We start from the raw sequence: 20849 nt of genomic DNA, 5'->3' as shown, positions 1-20849 counted from the left end.
AAATGTATTAAAAGCAATTGAACCCTTGAAAATTTATGCCATAAAAAAAGACCTTGATGTAATTCAAGGTCTTTTTTTTATAGTATTAAAAAGGCTAGTTTCCCAAATAGGCCAAAACATTTTGCTCTATCCTACTTTGAATATTTGAAACGTCTGCTTTGACAAAGGTTTCTCCTGTAATATTTTCGTAAAGCTCTATATAACGCTCACTTACAGTTTCAATATACGCATCGCTCATTTCTGGAACGGTTTGTCCTTCTAAGCCTTGAAACTCATTGGCTATTAACCACTGACGTACAAACTCTTTAGATAATTGCTTTTGAGCCTCACCTCTATCTTGACGCTCTTGATAACCATCTGCATAAAAATAACGTGATGAATCTGGGGTATGTATCTCATCGATTAAAACAATCTTGCCGTCTTTGGTTTTTCCGAACTCGTATTTGGTATCTACTAAAATCAACCCTCTAGAGGCCGCAATTTCCGAACCTCTTTGGAATAACTTTCTAGTGTAATCCTCCAAAACTAAGTAATCAGCTTCAGATACTATTCCTTTTTTTATTATGTCTTCTCTTGAAATATCTTCGTCGTGATCGCCCATTTCTGCTTTAGTGGCTGGCGTGATAATGGGTTGAGGAAATTTATCGTTTTCTTTCATCCCTTCTGGCATGCTTACACCACAAAGTACGCGTTTCCCTGCTTTATATTCTCTAGCGGCATGCCCAGACAAGTAGCCTCGAATAACCATTTCCACTTTAAACGGCTCGCATAAATGTCCAACCGCCACATTGGGATCTGGAGTTGCTATTAGCCAGTTTGGCACCAAATCTTCAGTTGCTTTCATCATTTTGGTGGCAATCTGATTTAATATTTGCCCTTTGTAAGGAATGCCCTTTGGCATAACCACATCGAAAGCCGAAAGCCTGTCTGTTGCAACCATGACTAACAAATCGTCATTGATATTATAGACCTCTCTTACTTTGCCTTTGTATATGCTTTTTTGGTTCGGGAAACTGAAATTAGTATCTGTAATCGTGTTCATTTGTAGTAGCTTGTTGGTTGTTTTGCAAAGGTAATTTGTTTACTGCCGCAAAACTAAATAAAAAAAGGAGAAATAAACATTTCTCCTTTTAAGTATCTTTAATTTTTATTGCAATTTATTTAAATCGGATATTATAGGTAACTCCTACTCCAACCTGTTGCAAATTCAAATCGTTTTCTGCAAAGGTGTTTTGATAAAAAGCATAAATATTCCAATCTCTGTTATGATACCCTATTTGTGGGTTAACATATAAACCTCCTTCATGGTTATCGACATTAGTTAACAATCCATAACCAACGTCCGTCCCAATAAACAATCCGTTTGGAGTAAAATAGTAACGAAAGAACCCAGCTAAAGGCACCAGTCCAAAATCGTCGAACTTGTCTTTTCCAAAATAATGGCTGTAACCTGAAGCTACACCAATGGCCACATTTGGATTAAATAAATACTGACCTCTTAAATCTAAACCTAAACTAAAGGACGATAGATCACTAGCATCTCCTACTGGAATTCCCGCTGTTAACCCAGCTTTTAACCAAGAGTTTTTTGGTGTAAATTCTACCTCATTTTGTTGTGCGAAAATTGGAGTTAATCCAAATATCATGATAACTAAAAATATTTTTTTCATTTTTGTATGTGTTATGATTACACACCAAAGATCCATAACCTATCACAGAATAAATTATATGATTATTGGTATTGTTTATATAATTATAAGGAAAGTCTTACATAGGCATGGGAAACCAACAATACAGTAGCCCACAACCTAAAATGAACAAATAAAAAAGCCAGCTTAACAACTGGCTTATTCTTTAAAAGATATTTTTATTTATCGGCTGCGATAATGTAGCTTTATAAATCCCAATTAAGGTTGAGATTCAATGCTTTTATAGGCTTCAATAACCTTTTTAACCAGTTTATGGCGTATAACATCTTTATCATCTAAAAACACCATTCCTACGCCTTCTACGTTTTTCAAAATAAGTAAAGCTTCTTTTAAACCAGAAATGGTTCTTCTTGGCAAATCTACTTGTCCTGGATCTCCCGTCAATAAAAACTTGGCGTTCTTACCCATTCTAGTTAAAAACATCTTCATTTGAGCATGTGTCGTATTTTGTCCTTCATCCAAAATAACAAATGCATGGTCCAAGGTTCTTCCTCGCATAAAAGCCAACGGAGCTATTTGTATGGTTCCATTTTCTATGTATTGCATTAATTTTTCTGGCGGAATCATATCACGTAAAGCATCATATAAAGGCTGCATGTACGGATCTAACTTTTCTTTTAAATCTCCTGGAAGAAAGCCTAAGTTCTCACCTGCCTCAACAGCTGGACGGGTTAAAATAATACGTTTAACTTCTTTGTTTTTTAACGCTCGCACGGCTAAAGCAACTCCTGTATAGGTTTTCCCTGTTCCAGCCGGACCAATGGCAAAAACCATATCGTTTTTCCGCATCAGTTCTACCAATTTACGTTGGTTGGCTGTTTGTGCTTTTATTAATCGACCGTTAACTCCATGAACAATAGTATCTCCACTAGCTGCACTGGTTTCATAATCATCTTTACTTACACTAGTAAGAATGCGTTCTATAACATTTTCATCCAACTTATTGAATTTAATATAGTGTTCCATGACCATATGAAATCGTTTATCGAATTCCTCAAGAAGATCCTTATCGCCATAAGCTTTTATCTTCGAGCCTCTTGCTACAATTTTTAATTTGGGGAAATACTTTTTTAATAATTCAATATTGGCATTATGTGCTCCAAAAAATTCTTTTGGAGAAACTTCTTCAAGTTCGATTGTGATTTCGTTCAAAAGCTGTATGATTTAATGAAAATTATCGATTTAGATTTATTAGATTTGTCCTTAAACAAAACTACATAATTTTAACTTGTGTTTAGTTAAAAAAATATCAACAAATAATTCATGCCAATTATAACCTTAACAACCGATTTCGGAGAGAAAGATCACTTTGCTGGCGCAGTTAAAGGAGCTATTTACACCGAATTACCAGATGTGAGAATTGTTGATATCTCTCATTCGGTATCGCCTTTTAACATTCCTGAAGCGGCTTATATTATTCAAAATGCCTACAGTAGTTTTCCTAAAGGAACCATACACATTATAGGTATCGATTCTGAAATGCATGAAGATAACAAGCATATAGCTATTTTACTAGACGATCATTATTTTATATGTGCCAATAATGGAATTATGAGCATGATCTCTGCCGAAATAAGTCCAGAAAAAATAGTGGAAATAAACATCCACGACCATGTTGAAACCAAATTTCCTGCGCTAGATGTTTTTGTTAAAGTAGCTTGCCATATAGCTCGAGGTGGAACTCTTGAGGTTATTGGAAAACCAATAGATTTTATTAAACCTATAAGAAACATACATCCATTTGTTAACGAAGAAGAAACTCAGATTGTAGGAAGCGTAATCTATATTGATAATTATGGCAACGTTATTACCAATATTAAAAAATCCTTTTTTACAAAAATCCAAAAGGGACGAAAATTTATAATAAGTGCTAGGTCTTATAAATTCGATAAAATATTTACTAAATATTGCGATGTAGTGAATTTTGAAGTGCCAATAGAAAAAAGAAACGACGAAGGAAAAAAAATGGTGGTATTTAACTCATCTAATTATTTGGAGATTGCCGTTTATAAAAGTAACGGACTAACTACTGGTAGTGCTAATACCTTATTAGGATTGAATGTACTGGACTCTGTAAGCGTAAAATTTATAAATGAATAAAAGTAGAAACCTATGTTTGTAAGAATTGTAAAATTAAGTTTTGATGAAAAGCATGTACCTGAATTTCTTGCGAATTTTGATCTGAATAAAGAAAAAATACGAAATTTTAAAGGCTGCCGTTTATTAGAATTATATAGAGACAAAACAAATACAAACATATTTTTTACCTATAGTTATTGGGAGGCCGAAACCGATTTGGAAGCATACAGACACTCCGATTTATTTAAAGCGGTGTGGAGTAAAACAAAACCTCTTTTCAATGCCAAACCAGAAGCTTGGAGCGTGGATAAAACGGTTTCACTTCTATAACCTTAAAAGCTATACTAATTTAATAAACATGTTAGCTCATTAACAAATAATCTAATTACTATTATTCCCTAATACCTTATACAAATGTTTGCCATCCTAAGAAAAGAAATAAACTCATTTTTTGCCTCTCCAATTGGTTACTTGGTTATCGCTCTTTTTCTTTTGTTAAACGGATTGATTCTATGGCTCTTTAAAGGGGAATTCAACATCTTAAACAATGGCTTTGCCGATCTATCCTCGTTTTTCCTATTAGCTCCTTGGGTGCTAATTTTCCTGATTCCAGCAGTTACTATGCGAAGTTTTAGCGACGAAAAAAAGCAAGGAACTTTAGAATTATTAGTAACAAAACCCATCAGTTTATTCAACATTGTTTTAGGGAAATACTTAGGGGCTTTTATCTTAATCCTAATGGCTTTACTTCCTACACTTTTATATGTGTACACGGTATATCAATTAGGAAACCCTATCGGTAATCTAGATGTTGGTAGTACCTTAGGCTCGTATTTTGGCTTATTATTCTTAGTGGCAGCCTATACAGCTATTGGTGTTTTTACCTCCACATTATCAGACAATCAAATTGTTTCGTTTATAGCCTCCGTATTTATTTGTATAATTTTTTATATCGGGTTTGAAGGAATAGCAGACATGCTGGCAAGTACCTTTGTTGAGCAATTGGGGATGAACGCGCACTATAAAAGCATGAGTCGTGGGGTTTTAGATACACGAGATATTGTCTATTTCTTAAGCATTACCATTTTCTTTATTTTTCTTACAAGCAAACGGATTGCAACCAAAGGCATCCAGAAGAAAGAAAGCCTTGTTTTAACCGCCTTATTATTGGGTTTATTAGCGTTAAACTTCCTGAGCAGTAATTACTACAGTCGTTTCGATTTAACTTCAGACAAACGATATACCATTAGCCCATCCGCTCTAGGTATTATAGACGAGGTGGAATCGCCTATTATTGTAGATGTATTTTTAGAAGGCGAAGGCTTCCCTTCAGAATTCAGACGCCTGCAATTAGAAACGAAACAAATTCTAGAAGAGTTTTCGGCTCATAATAAAAACATTGTTTTTCATTTTATAAACCCACTAGCAGACGAAGCGAATAGAGATACAAACATCCAACAACTCAACGACAGAGGTTTAATACCTATGCAACTGAACGTGGAAGAAAACGGAAAAAGTAGTCAAGCAGTTATTTTTCCATGGGCCTTAGCTAGTTATAACGATGTAACAGTAAAAATTCCTTTGGTAAAGAATAAAATTGGTGCTACCCAACAGGAACTAATCACCCATTCGGTTCAGCATTTAGAATATGCTTTTGCTGATGGCTTTAGCAAATTGGTGAATCCACGAAATAAAAAAATAGCCTTCTTAATTGGTAATGGCGAACTAAAAGGGCGTTATATAGAAGATTTCCTAAAAACCATTTCAGAATATTACAACCTAGCTCCGTTTACTTTAGACAGTGTGGCTCGCAACCCTGAAAGAACACTAAATCAGTTAAAGGATTTCAATTTAATTGTATCTGCAAAGCCTACAGAAGCTTTTACCGAAGAAGAAAAGTTTGTTTTAGATCAGTATACCATGGCTGGAGGAAAAAGCCTCTGGTTAATGGACGCCGTGGCTATGGAAAAAGATAGCCTGTACAATACAGGTAAAAGTGTAGCGATTGCTAGAGACTTAAACATGACCGATTTCTTCTTTAAATACGGTTTAAGAATCAATCCTGTTTTAATAAACGACCTCTACTCGGCTCCAATTACTTTAGCTATAGGTGAAGGCAGCGAAGCTCGTTTTCAACAGTTTCCTTGGTACTATTCGCCTTTGGTAAATCCCTTAGGTCAACATCCTATCGTAAATAATTTAAATTTAGTGAAGTTTGATTTCGCAAATCAAATTGACACCTTAAAAAACGATATCAAAAAAACCATTTTACTAAAAAGTTCAACACTTTCTAAAATAGATGGAACACCAAGGGAAATTAGTTTAGAAATGACGGTGGAAGAACCAAACCCAGAACTTTACAACAATCCGTATCAAAACTTAGCCGTTTTGTTGGAAGGCGAATTTACTTCGGTGTATAACAACCGGGTGAAACCTTTTCCTCTTGAAAAAACAAGAAACAAAAGCAAAGCAACTAAAATGATTGTAATTGCTGATGGCGATGTTATTAAAAATGAATTGGGTAAAAACGGACCTATTGAATTAGGCTTCGACAGGAGTTCTGGACAGCTATACGGCAATAAAGAATTTTTACTAAATGCCGTAAATTACCTTCTAGATGATAACGGACTTATAAACATTCGATCAAAAGAAATTGAAGTGTCGTTTTTAGATTACAAAAAAGCCGCTTCAGAAAAAACCAAATGGCAGTTAATTAACATTCTGTTACCACTAGTGTTTTTAGGGGTTTTCGGGTTTATTTTCAATTTCTATAGAAAGAAGAAATACCTAAGATAACCACTTGATTTGTTGAAAAAAAAATACTATTTTCACGAGATGAAATGTTAATAAGTTTGTTTCCTATATTAACCACTATACGATATATTTGTAATAGTAATTAAACGAACATTAAACGTATTTAATATACATGAAATTTATAGTATCAAGTACCTATTTACTAAAACAGCTACAAGTTCTTGGAGGTGTTATTAATAACTCGAATACCTTACCTATTTTAGATAACTTCTTATTCGAATTAAACAATTCTGAACTTACAATTTCTGCAAGTGATTTAGAAACGACCATGTCGGCTAAATTAGAAGTAGAAAGTGAAAATAGTGGAAACATCGCTGTTCCAGCTCGTTTGCTATTAGAAACTTTAAAAACCTTTCCTGAGCAACCTTTAACCTTTGTTGTTGAAGAAAACAATACCATAGAAATTAGCTCGAATCATGGAAAATACGCTTTAGCTTATGCTGATGGAAATGAATTCCCTAAAGCGGTGTCTTTAGACGATGCAACCTCAACAACTATTACCGGCGATATTTTATCTACAGCTATCAGCAAAACCATTTTTGCTGCTGGAAACGATGATTTACGTCCTGTAATGAGTGGAGTGTTCTTTCAGTTTTCTACAGAAGGATTAACCTTTGTTGCTACAGATGCCCACAAATTGGTTAAATATTCAAGAGAAGATGTTACAGCGGGTCAAACCACTGAATTTATCATGCCTAAAAAGCCTCTAAATCTATTAAAAGGAATTTTAGCGGCAAGTGATGATAATGTAACCATTGAATACAACGATTCTAATGCAAAATTCACGTTTGAAAATACCATTTTAATCTGTCGTTTAATTGATGGAAAATATCCAAATTACGAAGCTGTAATTCCAAAAGAGAATCCAAATAAATTAGTGATAGATAGAATGCAGTTTTTAAATTCGGTACGTCGTGTTAGTATTTTCTCTAACAAAACAACCCACCAAATACGTTTAAAAATTGCTGGAGCTGAATTAAATATTTCTGCTGAAGATATAGACTACTCAAACAAAGCGGAAGAGCGTTTAACTTGTGATTACCAAGGAGACGATATGCAAATTGGGTTTAACTCTCGTTTCTTAACTGAAATGTTAAACAACCTAACTTCAGACGAAGTACAATTAGAGATGAGCTTACCAAATAGAGCAGGAATTTTAACTCCTGTTGATGGTTTAGATGAAGGTGAACAAGTTACTATGCTTGTTATGCCAGTCATGTTGAACAGCTAGTAAACAAGCTTATAAAGCTGTTATAACTTATGTTTATAAAAGATAATGAAAACCATAACTTTGTTAAGTTGTGGTTTTTTTATTTTGATACTATTGGCTTAAATAGACAGTCCTTCCTAACACAGCTATTAAAACAAAAAAGCGCCTTCCTAAGAAAGCGCTTTTAAAATCCATTATATGTTCTTACTGGAATAAATATTTTAACTAATAAAATTAAAAGATAATGGATATGTTACAGGTTCTCCGTTGTTGGCCTTTATGGCATTGATTATAGGAAATATTAAAGAAATAAAACCGATAACAATTAAACCAACAATACCCAAACCTAATAATAAAATTGCCGGAACACAAATAATAGCATAAATAAGTATACTCAATTGAAAATTAATAATACGCTTACCATGTTCATCCATATCAAGAACCTTATCCTTTTGTGTTGCCCATAAAATAAGTGGCACTATAAGTCCTCCAAATCCGGTTAAGCACGTTAATAACTGACTTAAATGGGTTATAACTATTAATTGATTGTCTTTTCTCATGATGATTAATTTCTAATGATTGATGTATTAATATGACGAACAACCCATAAAAATGTTACAAAACCAACATAAAAAGCAACTAATGTGGCAATTTTTCTCTAACCAAGCCGTATAAAAAAGTCCCAAACACAGCGGCTAGAAATACAATTATAACGGGTAAATATCCAGCTCCTATAAGTACAAATATAGGTCCTGGACAGGCTCCTACTAAAGCCCAACCCAAACCAAAAATAATTCCTCCTACTAAATATCTCGTAATAGATTTCTCTTTTGGAGCAATAGTAATGGTTTCACCTGAAAAAGTCTTGATGTGAAAGCGTTTAATTAAATGTACGAACAGGACTCCAAATGCTAAGGCTGTTCCCATAATACCATACATGTGGAAAGATTCAAATCTGAACATTTCATAAATACGAAACCAGGATGCTGCTTCCGACTTATACATGATAATTCCGAAACAAAAACCGACTATAATGAATGCTAACTTCTTCATATTAAAAAATTAAAGGGTATAATAAATGAACCATAATCAGACCTCCAATAAAAAATCCAACAACAGCGATTAATGATGGTAATTGCAGATTGCTTAATCCTGAAATAGCATGACCAGAAGTACAACCTCCTGCATAACGAGCGCCAAATCCCACAAGAATTCCCCCTATAATTAAAATAGCAAGCGTTTTTATATTTGTCATGGATTCTAAAGAAAATAACTCTACAGGAACGTATTGATTGGTGGCAGATATATTTAAATCTTGTAAAGAAGCTATAGTAGCTTCACTAATTAAAGGCATGTCGCCTTGAGATAAATAATGAGATGCAAAATAACCACCAAGCATGGCTCCAACTACTATAAGAAGGTTCCAAACATCATCCCGCCAATTAAACTTAAAAAAGTCGCTTGCTTTCCCTGCTCCACAAGCAGCACAAAAGGTTCTTAGGTTTGAAGACATACCAAACCTTTTGCCCATAAGCAAAAGTATAAGCATGGTAAGTGCTATTAAAAAGCCTGAAACATACCAAGGCCAAGGTTGAAATAAAAAATCCATAAATTAAATTTATGCGAAAATACATGCAATAAATCAATTTATGGATTTTTAATATATCAAATTTATCAAGGATTACACCTATTTAATTTTGATAACTATTTTATACTACAACTACCACCTTCTTTCTTAACCCCTAATTTTACTAGAATGGTTTCTAATAAGCACCACTTGGTAAAGGCCGACTGAATCAGATTTACACCAATAAATACGGTAAACCACATCCAGTTTTCATGCACGTATTGCGTAAGTACAACACTTAACAATACCATACTTCCAACTATAATTCTAAAATAAGTATTTAACATCTTTAATTAATTTTTAAGTTTATATTGATCTTTCAATAGGAACCACAACAGCTCTTACAGCATTGTTGGTTTCTAAAGTTGAATTAAATTCTTGTATTAACCGGAATAGCATATTAATATTTTCGTCTTCCGTAAACGAGAAAAATAAACGCGATTCATCTCCAAATTTTTCACCTGGAAACCAACTTGAGGTCATTAATACTGAAGAACCATTTTTATAGCCGTCTATATCAGAACTACTCAAATTGTGAATATCTGCATTTTTGAAAAGTCTCAAAACATCTTTTTGAAACTCTTCGACTGATGTGACTATTACTAATTTCATATGCGATTTATTTTTGTTTCCCGCAGATTTTTAGATTGTACTTCTGCGTACATCCGCGAAATCTGCGGAAAATATTCATTTGTAATTCTTCTTCTCAATCATGTAATATACCAGTGGCACAACCAACAAGGTTAACACTGTTGAAACAATAGTTCCGCCCATTAACGATATCGCTAAGCCTTGGAAAATTGGATCAAACAAAATCACAAATGCGCCAATAACAACCGTTCCTGCTGTTAATAGAATTGGTGTTGTACGCACAGCTCCAGCTTCAATTGCTGCTTGTTTTAACGGTACACCTTCAGCTGTTCTTAAATTGATAAAGTCAATTAGTAAAACCGAGTTCCTCACCATAATTCCCGCTAAAGCAATCATTCCAATAAACGATGTGGCTGTAAAGAATGCTCCCATAATCCAGTGTCCAAGAATAATCCCGATTAAGGATAACGGAATAGCAACCATCATTACGATGGGTGCTTTAAAGTTTTGGAACCAGCCAACAATTAAAATGTATATCAAGATAATAGCACCTAAAAACGCAATTCCTAAATCTCGAAATACCTCTAATGTAATTTGCCATTCACCATCCCATTTTACCGTATAATTATCCTCAAAATCTGGTTGACCTAAATACAGTTCATTAAGTTCGTATCCTTTTTCTAAAGGAATCTCCTTCAGTTTGTCTTCCATTCCTAAAATCGCGTATGCAGGACTTTCTAATTCTCCAGCCATATCTGCCATAACATAAACCACACGTTTTTGATTTTTACGATAAATGCTTTTGGCTGCAGTGGTTTGTGAAATATCTACTAAATCGGCAATAGGAATCATCAGCCCTTGATTCGATTTTACTTTTAATTGAGAGATGTCTGTAATTGTAGATTTCTCCTTTTCATCTAAAGCCAATACTAATCCAACTTGACTAACAGCATCTTCATCATACAAGTTTGTAATAGCTCTATTAGATAATGCCATATTCATGGTGTAAGCTATTTGCTGTGGTGCTACACCATATAACATTGCTTTTTCCTTATTGATTTCAAACTGATATTCAATTTGGTCATCCTCCACCATCCAATCGATATCTACCACGTCATCTGTATTTCTTAGTATCTCTTGAATATTATCGGCAATTCTAATTTGCTCATCGTAATTTGGCCCATACACTTCAGCTACAATTGTAGATAGTACTGGAGGTCCTGGTGGAACTTCTACTAATTTCACATTAGCTCCAAATTTCGAAGCGATTTTCTGAATATCTGGTCGTAATAATTTAGCAATATCATGACTTTGTGCAGAACGCTCCCCTTTACCAATTAAATTCACTTGAATATCTGCCATATTAGATCCACCACGTAAATCGTAATGACGCACCAAGCCGTTAAATGTTATAGGTGCTGAGGTCCCCACATAGTTTTGATAATTTACTACTTCTGGACGTGTCGCTAAGTATTGAGAAATTTCTTGTGCTACAACTCCTGTACGTTCTAAGGTTGTACCTTCAGGCATATCAATAACCACTTGAAATTCATTCTTATTGTCAAATGGCAACATTTTTACAGCAACCGAATTCGTAAAAAACAGCACCATGGTTACCATTAAAAGCGCAAATGTTCCCCCTAAAAACAACCAACGTTTTGCTTTACTTTCTAATAACGGACGTTCTAATTTGTTATATACTCTATAAATTAAAGTATCTTCTAAAGGTTTTTCGGATTTTTCAGTCTGACCTTTTTTATCTTTCTCTCTTAAGAAAATCAAGCCTAAATATGGCGTAATAGTCAAGGCTACAAATAAAGATAAAATCATAGCAATAGATGCTCCAATAGGCATTGGCGCCATATAGGGTCCCATTAATCCTGAAACAAAAGCCATTGGTAATACCGAAGCAATTACCGTGAATGTTGCTAAAATGGTTGGGTTACCAACTTCGTTAATAGCGTATAATGCAGCTTGTTTAAAAGGCAATCGTTTCATCTTAAAATGCCTATGCATGTTTTCGGCAATAATAATGGAGTCATCGACGACAATACCTGTTACGAAAACCAAAGCGAATAAGGTAATTCGGTTTAAGGTATAATCCATCAAGTAGTAACTCAATAAGGTTAGTGCGAAAGTAATTGGCACCGATAAAAACACGACCAATCCACCACGCCAGCCCATAGCCAACATAACTACGATGGTTACTGCGAAAATAGAGCCTATAAGGTGCCAAAGCAGCTCAGAAACTTTCTGTGAAGCTGTTTCTCCGTAGTTTCTAGTGATTTCCACATGAACGTCATCCGGAATTAAAGTCGCACGTAAATGATCCACCTTATCAATAATGACTTCCGAAATTTTCATAGCGTCTGCGCCTTTTCGTTTGGCAACAGAAATGGTCACTGCAGGATATTCCGATTTGTATTCTGAAGATTTAACACTTCCTTTTCCAAAACCTAAACTCACATAATTTTGAGGCAGTTCTGGACCGTCCAAAATACGCGCCACTTGCTTCAAATAGATAGGCTGATTTTGTTTAACCCCGACTACTAGGTTTTCAACATCTGTTACCGTTTCTAGAAACTTCCCTGTATTTACAAGAAATTCTGTATCGTTTTTATCAAAACTCCCTGAACTTAATTGGCTATTATTTGCCTTAATCATTTCAGAAACCGATAAAAAATCTAAGCCACTTGCTGCTAATTTATCTTTGTCTAAAACCACGCGTAATTGACGCTCTCGACCACCAATTTTATGAGTAATGGCAACATCATTTACCTTTTGAATTTCTGCCTCTAACTCTTGAGCCATTTGATTTAATTGGTAATCGTCGTAATTTTCACTCCACAGTGTTAAACCCAACATAGGCACATCATCAATAGCTCGTGTTTTTACCAAAGGCATTGTTACACCTTGTGGCATTTGGTCCATATGCTTATTAATTTCGTTGTATAACTTTACAAACGAACGCTCAACATCTTCGCCCACATAAAACTGAACGATAACCATGCCCTGTTCCTTCATTGATGTAGAGTACACATATTCCACACCTTTTATATTAGAAATTAATTGCTCTAAGGGTTTAATAACTCGCGACTCGACTTCCGTTGGACTTGCTCCCGGATACCCAACAAAAATATCTGCCATTGGCACATCAATTTGTGGTTCTTCTTCACGAGGAATTAAAAACGAACTATAAACACCAACAACCATAAACACAATCATTAACAATACCGTTAACTTAGATTGCATAAAGACTTTGGCAATTTTTCCTGCGATTCCTTCTTTCATTTTATACTTTTATTTTGGGCGTTTTAACAGGCTATCCATTACAATCTTTTTTTTGCCATATATGGAAGCAAAAAAAGGATTTCCATTGCTATCCTTAACGCGACCTTTTAGTTATTGTATTGTAATTTTTGCACCATTAAAAAGTTTGCCTTCAGCTGAAACAATGTAGGCTTCGTCTGCATTTAAACCAGATAATACTTCTACTTGATCTCCAAAAATTCTACCTAATCGCAACCATCTTAAAATTGCTGTATTACTTTGACTTACTGTGTAAACACCAGATAATTGCCCGTTAGTAATAATTGCTTCTGTTGGAATCAATACCATTTCAGGTTTTGTTTTTCTTTCCACAGGAAACTGAACGGTGGTAAACATTCCAGATAAGATGTTCGCATCCGTTTTATCTAAAACTATTTTTACTAAGTATTGTCCACCTGTATTTTTAGCAGATGTACTAACCTCCGTAACTTTTCCTTTCAATGTCTGATTAATAGATTTAACTAAAACATCTACAGTTGTACCAGTTTTAATTTCGGAAATTTCAGTTTCAGGAACCATAGCCATCACTTCAAAACTTCCTGGCGTTTCAATACTGATTAAAGGAACACCTGGATTTGCCATATTACCTTCTTCTACGTTTTTACTAGTTACCGTTCCGCTGAAAGGTGCGGTAAGATTGCTATAAGCGAATTGTGCGTTGATTTCGTTTTTCATTTGCTTTGCCGACTCTAATCGCGCTTTTGCCATTTCGAAATTGGCGGTCTTATCATCCATTTCCTTTTGAGAGGCGCTTTGCTCTGCGAATAAATTCTGAAAGCGATTATAATCTTTTTGAGCGTTGTTAAAGGCTACTGTTGCTTCTGTAATTCCTGCATTTACTTGGGCTCTTTTTGCTTGTAAATCGGCATTATTAATTGATACTAAAAGTTGCCCTTTACGTACTTTATCACCTACATTTACGTGAACTTTGTTTACGTATCCCATCATTCTAGTACTTAATTCTGCACTATTTACTGCCTGAATTTTTCCGCTTACCGATAAAAACGGTGAATTAGAATTTGCTTCTACTTGACTCGTTTTTACAACAATTTCAGGAGAATTATCTGCAACCGCTTTTTTGTCTTCACTACCGCAACTGGCTAATAGCAATGCGATAGATAATGTTAAGATGGTATATATTTTTTTCATTTTTAAAATTGTTTATTATTTAGGTCCTGTTTGCTTCGCAATGTGTTTTCGTCAAAAATAGATTAGTCAATATTCGTCTCCTCAAGCACAGTCGAGAAGTTTTAGCCCTTAGTTAAAAATTGTAAATAAGCTTGTGCGTAATTGTATTCAAATATGGTTTGATAATATTCCAATTGCTTTTGTGCGTATTGCGTTTCAGCTAACAATAAATCGGATGTTTTTTCTAAACCTTCTTTGAACCGGTTGGTGCGTATCCTTAACGATTCCTCGGATTGTTCCAAAGCCAATTGGTTTAATTTCAATTTATTTTCAGCATCTAAAAAAGCGCGTTTTGCTTTATTCAATTCTAAATTACTTTGCGACACATATTGCTTGTACTCTAACTTAGATTTTTCAAATTCAGCTTTACTTTTTTGCGCTTTACCAAAACGTTTAGATCCTTGAAAAATATCCCAACTTAATTGAGCCCCAAACAAATAGCCGTTTGCATCTGCTTGAAAAATTTGATCGTCGTATAATTCGTAGCTTCCAAAAGCATTCAACCTTGGTAGAAAAGCCATCTTATCTGCTTTATTCATGGCTTCATAAGCATTAGACGCCAATTCCATAGCTTTGATATCAGAACGATTTTCAGAAACCTTTGGATCGGTCATAGAAACTACTTCAACAGTTAGACTATCTGTTGGTGTATAAATCACATAACTTTCATCATTCATTAAGAAAGACAAATAGTTTGAAGCATTTTGCACATTACTTCTTGCCGATTGTAATTGATTTTGAACTTCAGTAACTCTTACCTCGACATTTAAAACATCTGCACGTTGTAAATAGCCTTGTTTAAAACTATTATCTGCTAAAGCTTTATTAGCGTTTGCGGCATCAAGTGCTTTTTCTAAAACAGCAACTCCTTTATAGGCTAATTGTAATTGCATATAAGCTTTCTCTACTTCGAAAGCTAGATACTCTTGGGTTCGGTCCGTTTTTAAAGACATCGCTTCCATTTTAGATTTAGCCGCTTTTCGTTGGTAAATACCATCTAAATTTATTAATGGCTGCTGTATCTCTATTTTAGTTGAAAAGTTTTGAATTTGAGAAGGGTTATTTAATAAGGCCGGATTAAAGTCGTTCTGCGTTAAAATCTCTTGATTCAATTTAGATCCAAAAGCCATTAATGGATTAGTTGTTGCAATCCCTGTATGGCTTGCTGTGATATTTGGTAGAAACACAGCATTGGTTTGATTATAATCGGCTTTTGCTTGATTAAACTCTTCCTGAGAAATCTTAATACTTGTGTTTTTTTCTGAAACTTTGGCTAAAACTTCTTCTTTAGTGATAGGCACTAAATCTTGCGCTTGGAATGAAAAGCCCAAAGTCAAAAAAGTTATAAGTAAGTAATAGGTTCTTTTCATTTGTATTCTATTTAGTAGTACAAATGTAGACCTAATAAAAGACATGTTTAGTAACAAAGGTTACTTAGCATATATACATAAGTATGTTATGTACTTTGACTAACTTGGCTTATTTTCGCAAAATATATGGATTCACTTACTCAAATAGTATTAGGAGCAGCTGTTGGAGAAGCTGTTTTAGGAAAAAAAGTTGGTAATAAAGCCATGCTTTATGGGGCAATTGCCGGAACCATTCCTGACCTAGATGTTTATGCATCACATTTTACCGATACGGTATCTGCCCTTGCAATACATCGTGGATTTACACATTCCATAGTCTTTTCTGTACTTTTTGCTCCTATATTCGGCTGGTTGGTTTCCCGATATGAAAGTTATAAGAATATTAAAGGCTGGGCGTGGCTCTTTTTCTGGGCATTTATTACTCATCCTCTATTAGATGCACATACAACTTGGGGAACGCAACTGTTTTGGCCTTTTGATTTAAGACTTGCTTTCAAAACTATATTTGTAATTGATCCGCTCTATACCTTACCTTTTCTTGTATTCTTAATTCTTGCAATGGTTCAAAAACGAAGCTCTGCAAAACGCCGCTTATACAACAAATTAGGATTGATCATAAGTTCCTCTTACTTACTCCTTACTTTCCTATTAAAATGGATAGCATATAATGAATTTGAAGCCGCTTTAAAAAACCAAAATATAGATTACATACAATTAGACACACGACCTTCGGCCTTAAACACCATACTTTGGAGTGCGAACGTTGAAACGGAAGAGGCTTATTTATTAGGGAATTACTCGTTTTTTGATACCAAGCCTATCTCCTTTGAAACCTATCCTAAAAATCATGAGCTTTTAGGCAATCTTGCTAAAGATGAAAAAGTACAAAGAATGATGGCTATTTCTGAAGGCTGGTATATTATATCTAAAGAAGATGATCAGCTTTATTTTAACGATTTACGTTTCGGACTCCTAAGTATATCACCAAATTCTCAAAACTTTGTATTCAAATACAAAATAGAAAAAGATCCGTTTGGCAAAGTGCAATTTACAGAAATGCCAAAAGACAAACGCGATGGCAAAAAGTTGCTTTCGGAATTGTGGGTTCGTTTAAAAGGAAATTAATTTTTAGATGTTAAAGGATAAGTTATAGTAAGTTTTACGCCTTCATTTGGTTTAGAGTACATGTCAAATTTAGCCTCAATCAAGTCTGCCCTACTTTTCATGTTTATAAGCCCAGATCCTTTTTCTGCCGTATCAATATCAAAGCCTTTACCGTCGTCGGAAGCAACAATTAGTAGTTCCTTATCGGAGTAACTTAATGTTACTTTTAAATTTTGAGCATTAGAATATTTTACGGAATTAGAAAAGAATTCTTGTAAAATTCTAAATAGAATTATCTTATGTTTTTTATTCGCTAATAACTGCGATTTGCCCGTAATATGTAATTCTGCTGAGGCAAATTTCATACGCTTTAACCGATCCAATTCGTTTGAAATAGATTTTTCAAAACCAACATTTAGAATAACATCGTTGTTTAACGATTTAGATAAGGCACGAACCTCCTGTAAACTATCTTTTATAGTACTGCTAGTAAGATCCAAAGTACCCTTCATATCTTCAGGAATCTTTGTTGCTAACATATTTAACTGCATACTAGCAAAGGCTAATAACTGTCCCACGTTATCATGCAATTCCCATCCAATATGTTTTAAGGTGTGCTCCTGGATTTCTGTTTGTGTTCGTGCCAGCTCTTCATCGAAAGCGCGTTGTTGTTTAATTTTATCTAATAAAAGTTTGTTTTTTCGCTTTTGAAAAACAACAAAAAAAACAATAACTAAAGTGGTAACTATAAACAAAACACCAATCATATAGATTAGTAAATAACGCTCTGCTGAGGTTGATACTTCAGGTTTTACTTGTAATAGAAAATTAATTAACTGAATCATTTCTTGATTTAAAAAACATTAAGTCTAAGGCCATAGGCATAAACATTAGTTACTTTCAGAATTTGATACCATCAAACCAACTGAAAATGTGCTATACATGAATATGTTTGCAAACAAATAGATTTGCCATTTTAAAAACACAAAATTCCAATCGGCTGTGGAATTATATATATCATAAAAAACTATCGGTGTAACAATCAACCACCATATAAATATCGCTACACTTATGTAAAAGTTTAACGACTTATAAAATGTAATGACCTTATCACTTAACAACATCTCAATAAAATATAAAATAACACAAAGTAAGATGATGACTCCTCCTAAAATACAAATGACCGGTAGCGTCTTGATAAACAAATCATTCCAATGGAACATCAAATAATAAACCGTATATCCTATAAATAAGAAACTAAGCATTTTAACCATGTTCTTAAATAGTGTGGATTTTAATATGTTATGATAATAGAAGGCAAAAAATAAAACAGCCCCAATATCCCAAAATAAGGTAAACCACCAAACATTATACTGATATTTGGTACCTTGAATAAGGGTTTGAAACTTATTTAAAAATTTGAAATTATTAAAATGATCTGGATAGGCTCCAATAAAATCTACTAAAAAAGCATATACTAAAAAATAAATAAAATACTTAGCAGAAGTCTCCCGGTACTTTTTAAAATACCATAGCCCTGTTACTACGGCTAGAATCTCAAAAAACCTTGTAATTAAATTATAATTTTGAATAAAAAAGGCTTCCACAAAATAGTTTATTGAGGGTAATTATTTGGTGGAGGATTCCCTGCACTTCCTTTATTCAACCCACTTCCATCAGGAATATCTCCTCCTGGTTCTACCATATTAAAAAACATACTACTACCTTCAGAAAGGTTTTGATGTCCTGTAGGCACTAAAAACATAGTGGTGTAACCAACCTCACTGTCGGTTGGATAAGCCCCTAAATATACGCGAACACCATCCATAGTGTAACCCAACTCCTTAGATTCGTTTTCAGCATATTTTAAATAATTTTGTATGTCTTCTAATGACCACCAAGCCGAACGGTTGTCTGGTCGTTTCACTATAGAGTCACTAATTAAAGCATGCCTGCTGTTAAATGCTTGGTCTAATATTTTAGCTTCTTCTGGCTTTATAAGCCCTTTTGGTGCTACAATGGGAACTTCAGTTTCTTCTAGGTTTCGGCTAGGACAATAAAAGTAAGTCGCCAAGGCACCAAGAAGAATACCTATAAGGAATAAACTAATTTTTTTCATAATATAATTGATTGGTTAATAGAATCTAAAAGTATTAAAAAGATTGAAAATTCCTTCAATTTATTCATAATAATATAAAAGCATCAGGCTTAAACATTTTCAATTTTTAACGAACCTAAAAAAATTATCCTTTCACTAGGGTCATTCAAAGGGTCTAAATTCCCTTAACCCAACCAACCTTCTCTATCCAAACTTCTATATTGTATCGCTTCACTAATATGTGCGCCTTTAATATCTTCACTACCTTCCAAATCTGCAATGGTTCGCGCTACCTTTAAAATCCGGTCGTAAGCTCGGGCAGATAAATTCAATCGCTCCATAGCTGTTTTTAATAACTGCAAAGAAGCTTCGTCTAGCAAACAAAACGTTCTAATTTGTTTGGTATTCATTTGAGCATTGTAATGAACGGTGTTGGAATCTTTAAATCGCTTCGTTTGAATTTCTCGTGCTGCTGTTACCCGTTTCCTGATAGTTATAGAAGACTCGCCTTTTCTATGGTCCGACAGTTTTTCAAAAGGAACTGGGGTCACTTCTATATGTATGTCAATCCTGTCTAATAAAGGGCCTGAAATCTTGCTTAAATAACGTTGCATTTCTGCTGGAGAGGAGGTTACAGGTGAATCGGGATCGTTAAAATAACCACTCGGACTCGGATTCATACTTGCAACCAACATAAATGATGATGGGTAGGTCACCGTAAACTTAGCTCTAGATATAGTAACTTCTCTGTCCTCCAAAGGCTGACGCATCACTTCCAAAACTTCGCGTTTAAATTCTGGTAATTCGTCCAAAAACAAAACACCATTATGAGATAAGGAAATCTCACCTGGTTGTGGATAACTGCCCCCGCCTACTAAGGCGACGTTCGATATCGTGTGATGGGGACTTCTAAAAGGCCGTTGCGCCATAAGCCCCGTGTTTTCTTTCACGCGCCCAACCACCGAATGTATTTTAGTGGTCTCTAAAGCTTCATCCAAAGTCATAGGGGGTAAAATACTTGGCAAACGCTTAGCAAGCATCGTTTTCCCTGCTCCTGGCGGACCAATTAAAATAATATTGTGTCCTCCCGCTGCCGCAATTTCCATACAGCGCTTTATAGATTCTTGACCTTTTACATCTGAAAAATCGAATTCTGGAAAATTGAGGTTTTTATTAAATTCTTCCTCAACGTCAATAATGGTCTGCTCCAAGCTTTCTCCTTTATCAAAAAAATTGATAACCTCTTCAATAGTTTCAACCCCATATACTTCTAATCCAGTAACAACCGCTGCTTCCTTAGAGTTTTCCTTAGGAAGTATAAAACCCCGAAACCCCTCCTCTTTGGCTTTAATTGCTATGGGTAAGGCACCCTTTATTGGTTGCAACTTCCCGTCTAACGACAATTCTCCCATTATTAAATAATCCTCCAAGGTGTTAGCCTGAATTTGATTGGAAGCAGCCAAAATTCCAATGGCTAAGGTTAAATCATACGCAGAGCCTTCTTTCCTTAAATCGGCAGGAGACATATTAATTATTATCTTTTTCCCTGGAATCTTAAAACCATTATTTTGCAAGGCTGCAGCTATTCTGTAATTACTTTCCTTAATAGCATTATCCGGCAAACCCACTAAATGGTACCCAATTCCTTTGTCCACATTTACCTCAACGATTATGGTAGTTGCTTCAACCCCAAAAACTGCACTTCCAAAAACTTTTTTAAGCATAATTA

The 20849-nt window shown here is 34.6% G+C and carries 20 protein-coding genes; 5 read left to right on the top strand and 15 right to left on the bottom strand.

What is annotated here, in order from left to right; translation table 11 throughout:
• Positions 1-94: 94 nt before the first annotated feature.
• The 3 genes from VKY41_RS08555 to VKY41_RS08545 all read right to left on the bottom strand — a co-directional run bounded on the left by VKY41_RS08555 (position 95) and on the right by VKY41_RS08545 (position 2861).
• A complete protein-coding gene (locus VKY41_RS08555; RefSeq protein ID WP_500814029.1) occupies positions 95-1042 on the bottom strand; it encodes a phosphoribosylaminoimidazolesuccinocarboxamide synthase in 948 nt (315 codons plus the stop codon).
• A 115-nt stretch (positions 1043-1157) separates the two neighbouring features.
• A complete protein-coding gene (locus tag VKY41_RS08550; RefSeq protein ID WP_500814028.1) occupies positions 1158-1670 on the bottom strand; it encodes a hypothetical protein in 513 nt (170 codons plus the stop codon).
• A gap of 237 nt (positions 1671-1907) precedes the next feature.
• Positions 1908-2861, bottom strand: coding sequence for a PhoH family protein (locus tag VKY41_RS08545; protein ID WP_500814027.1), 954 nt, complete (start codon positions 2859-2861; stop codon positions 1908-1910).
• Positions 2862-2972: 111 nt separating this feature from the next.
• On the opposite strand from VKY41_RS08545, the gene VKY41_RS08540 reads away from it, so the two are divergent.
• From VKY41_RS08540 to dnaN, 4 genes are all read left to right on the top strand, one after another.
• Positions 2973-3809 (top strand): SAM hydrolase/SAM-dependent halogenase family protein, encoded by an 837-nt coding sequence (locus VKY41_RS08540; protein WP_500814026.1) that lies wholly within the window; start codon positions 2973-2975, stop codon positions 3807-3809.
• 12 nt (positions 3810-3821) lie between these two features.
• Entirely contained in the window at positions 3822-4118 is a 297-nt protein-coding gene (locus tag VKY41_RS08535) for a putative quinol monooxygenase (RefSeq protein ID WP_500814025.1), read from the top strand.
• Positions 4119-4202: 84 nt separating this feature from the next.
• The gene (gene gldG, locus VKY41_RS08530) at positions 4203-6584 is read left to right on the top strand and encodes a gliding motility-associated ABC transporter substrate-binding protein GldG (RefSeq protein WP_500814024.1); all 2382 of its coding nucleotides are present in this window, start codon (positions 4203-4205) and stop codon (positions 6582-6584) included.
• A gap of 130 nt (positions 6585-6714) precedes the next feature.
• A complete protein-coding gene (gene dnaN / locus VKY41_RS08525; RefSeq protein ID WP_500814023.1) occupies positions 6715-7833 on the top strand; it encodes a DNA polymerase III subunit beta in 1119 nt (372 codons plus the stop codon).
• 200 nt (positions 7834-8033) lie between these two features.
• On the opposite strand, the gene VKY41_RS08520 is transcribed toward dnaN, so the two are convergent.
• The 8 genes from VKY41_RS08520 to VKY41_RS08485 form a co-directional block, all read right to left on the bottom strand.
• Positions 8034-8372 carry a DUF4870 domain-containing protein gene (locus VKY41_RS08520; RefSeq protein WP_500814022.1) on the bottom strand — a complete coding sequence of 113 codons (339 nt, stop codon included), beginning with the start codon at positions 8370-8372 and terminating at the stop codon, positions 8034-8036.
• 79 nt (positions 8373-8451) lie between these two features.
• Entirely contained in the window at positions 8452-8865 is a 414-nt protein-coding gene (locus VKY41_RS08515) for a DUF6691 family protein (protein WP_500814021.1), read from the bottom strand.
• Between the two features lies 1 nt (position 8866).
• Complete coding sequence (locus VKY41_RS08510) at positions 8867-9421, bottom strand: YeeE/YedE family protein (RefSeq protein ID WP_500814020.1); 555 nt, start codon at positions 9419-9421, stop codon at positions 8867-8869.
• Positions 9422-9516: 95 nt separating this feature from the next.
• Positions 9517-9726: a YgaP family membrane protein gene (locus tag VKY41_RS08505; RefSeq protein WP_500814019.1), complete on the bottom strand. Its 210-nt coding sequence runs from the start codon at positions 9724-9726 to the stop codon at positions 9517-9519.
• A gap of 19 nt (positions 9727-9745) precedes the next feature.
• A complete protein-coding gene (locus VKY41_RS08500) occupies positions 9746-10051 on the bottom strand; it encodes a hypothetical protein (protein WP_500814018.1) in 306 nt (101 codons plus the stop codon).
• A gap of 75 nt (positions 10052-10126) precedes the next feature.
• Positions 10127-13321 carry an efflux RND transporter permease subunit gene (locus VKY41_RS08495; protein WP_500814017.1) on the bottom strand — a complete coding sequence of 1065 codons (3195 nt, stop codon included), beginning with the start codon at positions 13319-13321 and terminating at the stop codon, positions 10127-10129.
• A gap of 111 nt (positions 13322-13432) precedes the next feature.
• Complete coding sequence (locus VKY41_RS08490; RefSeq protein ID WP_500814016.1) at positions 13433-14509, bottom strand: efflux RND transporter periplasmic adaptor subunit; 1077 nt, start codon at positions 14507-14509, stop codon at positions 13433-13435.
• Between the two features lie 101 nt (positions 14510-14610).
• A complete protein-coding gene (locus tag VKY41_RS08485; RefSeq protein WP_500814015.1) occupies positions 14611-15918 on the bottom strand; it encodes a TolC family protein in 1308 nt (435 codons plus the stop codon).
• Between the two features lie 126 nt (positions 15919-16044).
• On the opposite strand from VKY41_RS08485, the gene VKY41_RS08480 reads away from it, so the two are divergent.
• The gene (locus tag VKY41_RS08480; RefSeq protein ID WP_500814014.1) at positions 16045-17043 is read left to right on the top strand and encodes a metal-dependent hydrolase; all 999 of its coding nucleotides are present in this window, start codon (positions 16045-16047) and stop codon (positions 17041-17043) included.
• On the opposite strand, the gene VKY41_RS08475 is transcribed toward VKY41_RS08480, so the two are convergent.
• The 4 genes from VKY41_RS08475 to VKY41_RS08460 all read right to left on the bottom strand — a co-directional run bounded on the left by VKY41_RS08475 (position 17040) and on the right by VKY41_RS08460 (position 20844).
• On the bottom strand, positions 17040-17867 hold the full coding sequence (locus VKY41_RS08475) for a sensor histidine kinase (RefSeq protein WP_500814013.1): 828 nt from the start codon (positions 17865-17867) through the stop codon (positions 17040-17042). The two genes, VKY41_RS08480 and VKY41_RS08475, sit on opposite strands and share 4 nt — an antisense overlap.
• Positions 17868-17912: 45 nt before the next feature.
• The gene (locus VKY41_RS08470) at positions 17913-18629 is read right to left on the bottom strand and encodes a hypothetical protein (protein WP_500814012.1); all 717 of its coding nucleotides are present in this window, start codon (positions 18627-18629) and stop codon (positions 17913-17915) included.
• Positions 18630-18637: 8 nt separating this feature from the next.
• Complete coding sequence (locus tag VKY41_RS08465) at positions 18638-19141, bottom strand: hypothetical protein (RefSeq protein ID WP_500814011.1); 504 nt, start codon at positions 19139-19141, stop codon at positions 18638-18640.
• A gap of 164 nt (positions 19142-19305) precedes the next feature.
• A complete protein-coding gene (locus tag VKY41_RS08460) occupies positions 19306-20844 on the bottom strand; it encodes a YifB family Mg chelatase-like AAA ATPase (protein ID WP_500814010.1) in 1539 nt (512 codons plus the stop codon).
• Positions 20845-20849: the final 5 nt, after the last annotated feature.

The sequence above is a fragment of the Xanthomarina sp. genome (assembly GCF_035306605.1).
Taxonomy (GTDB): domain Bacteria; phylum Bacteroidota; class Bacteroidia; order Flavobacteriales; family Flavobacteriaceae; genus Xanthomarina.
The sequence above is the reverse complement of the archived record's forward strand: the minus strand, read 5'-3'. Positions and strand labels throughout refer to the sequence as shown.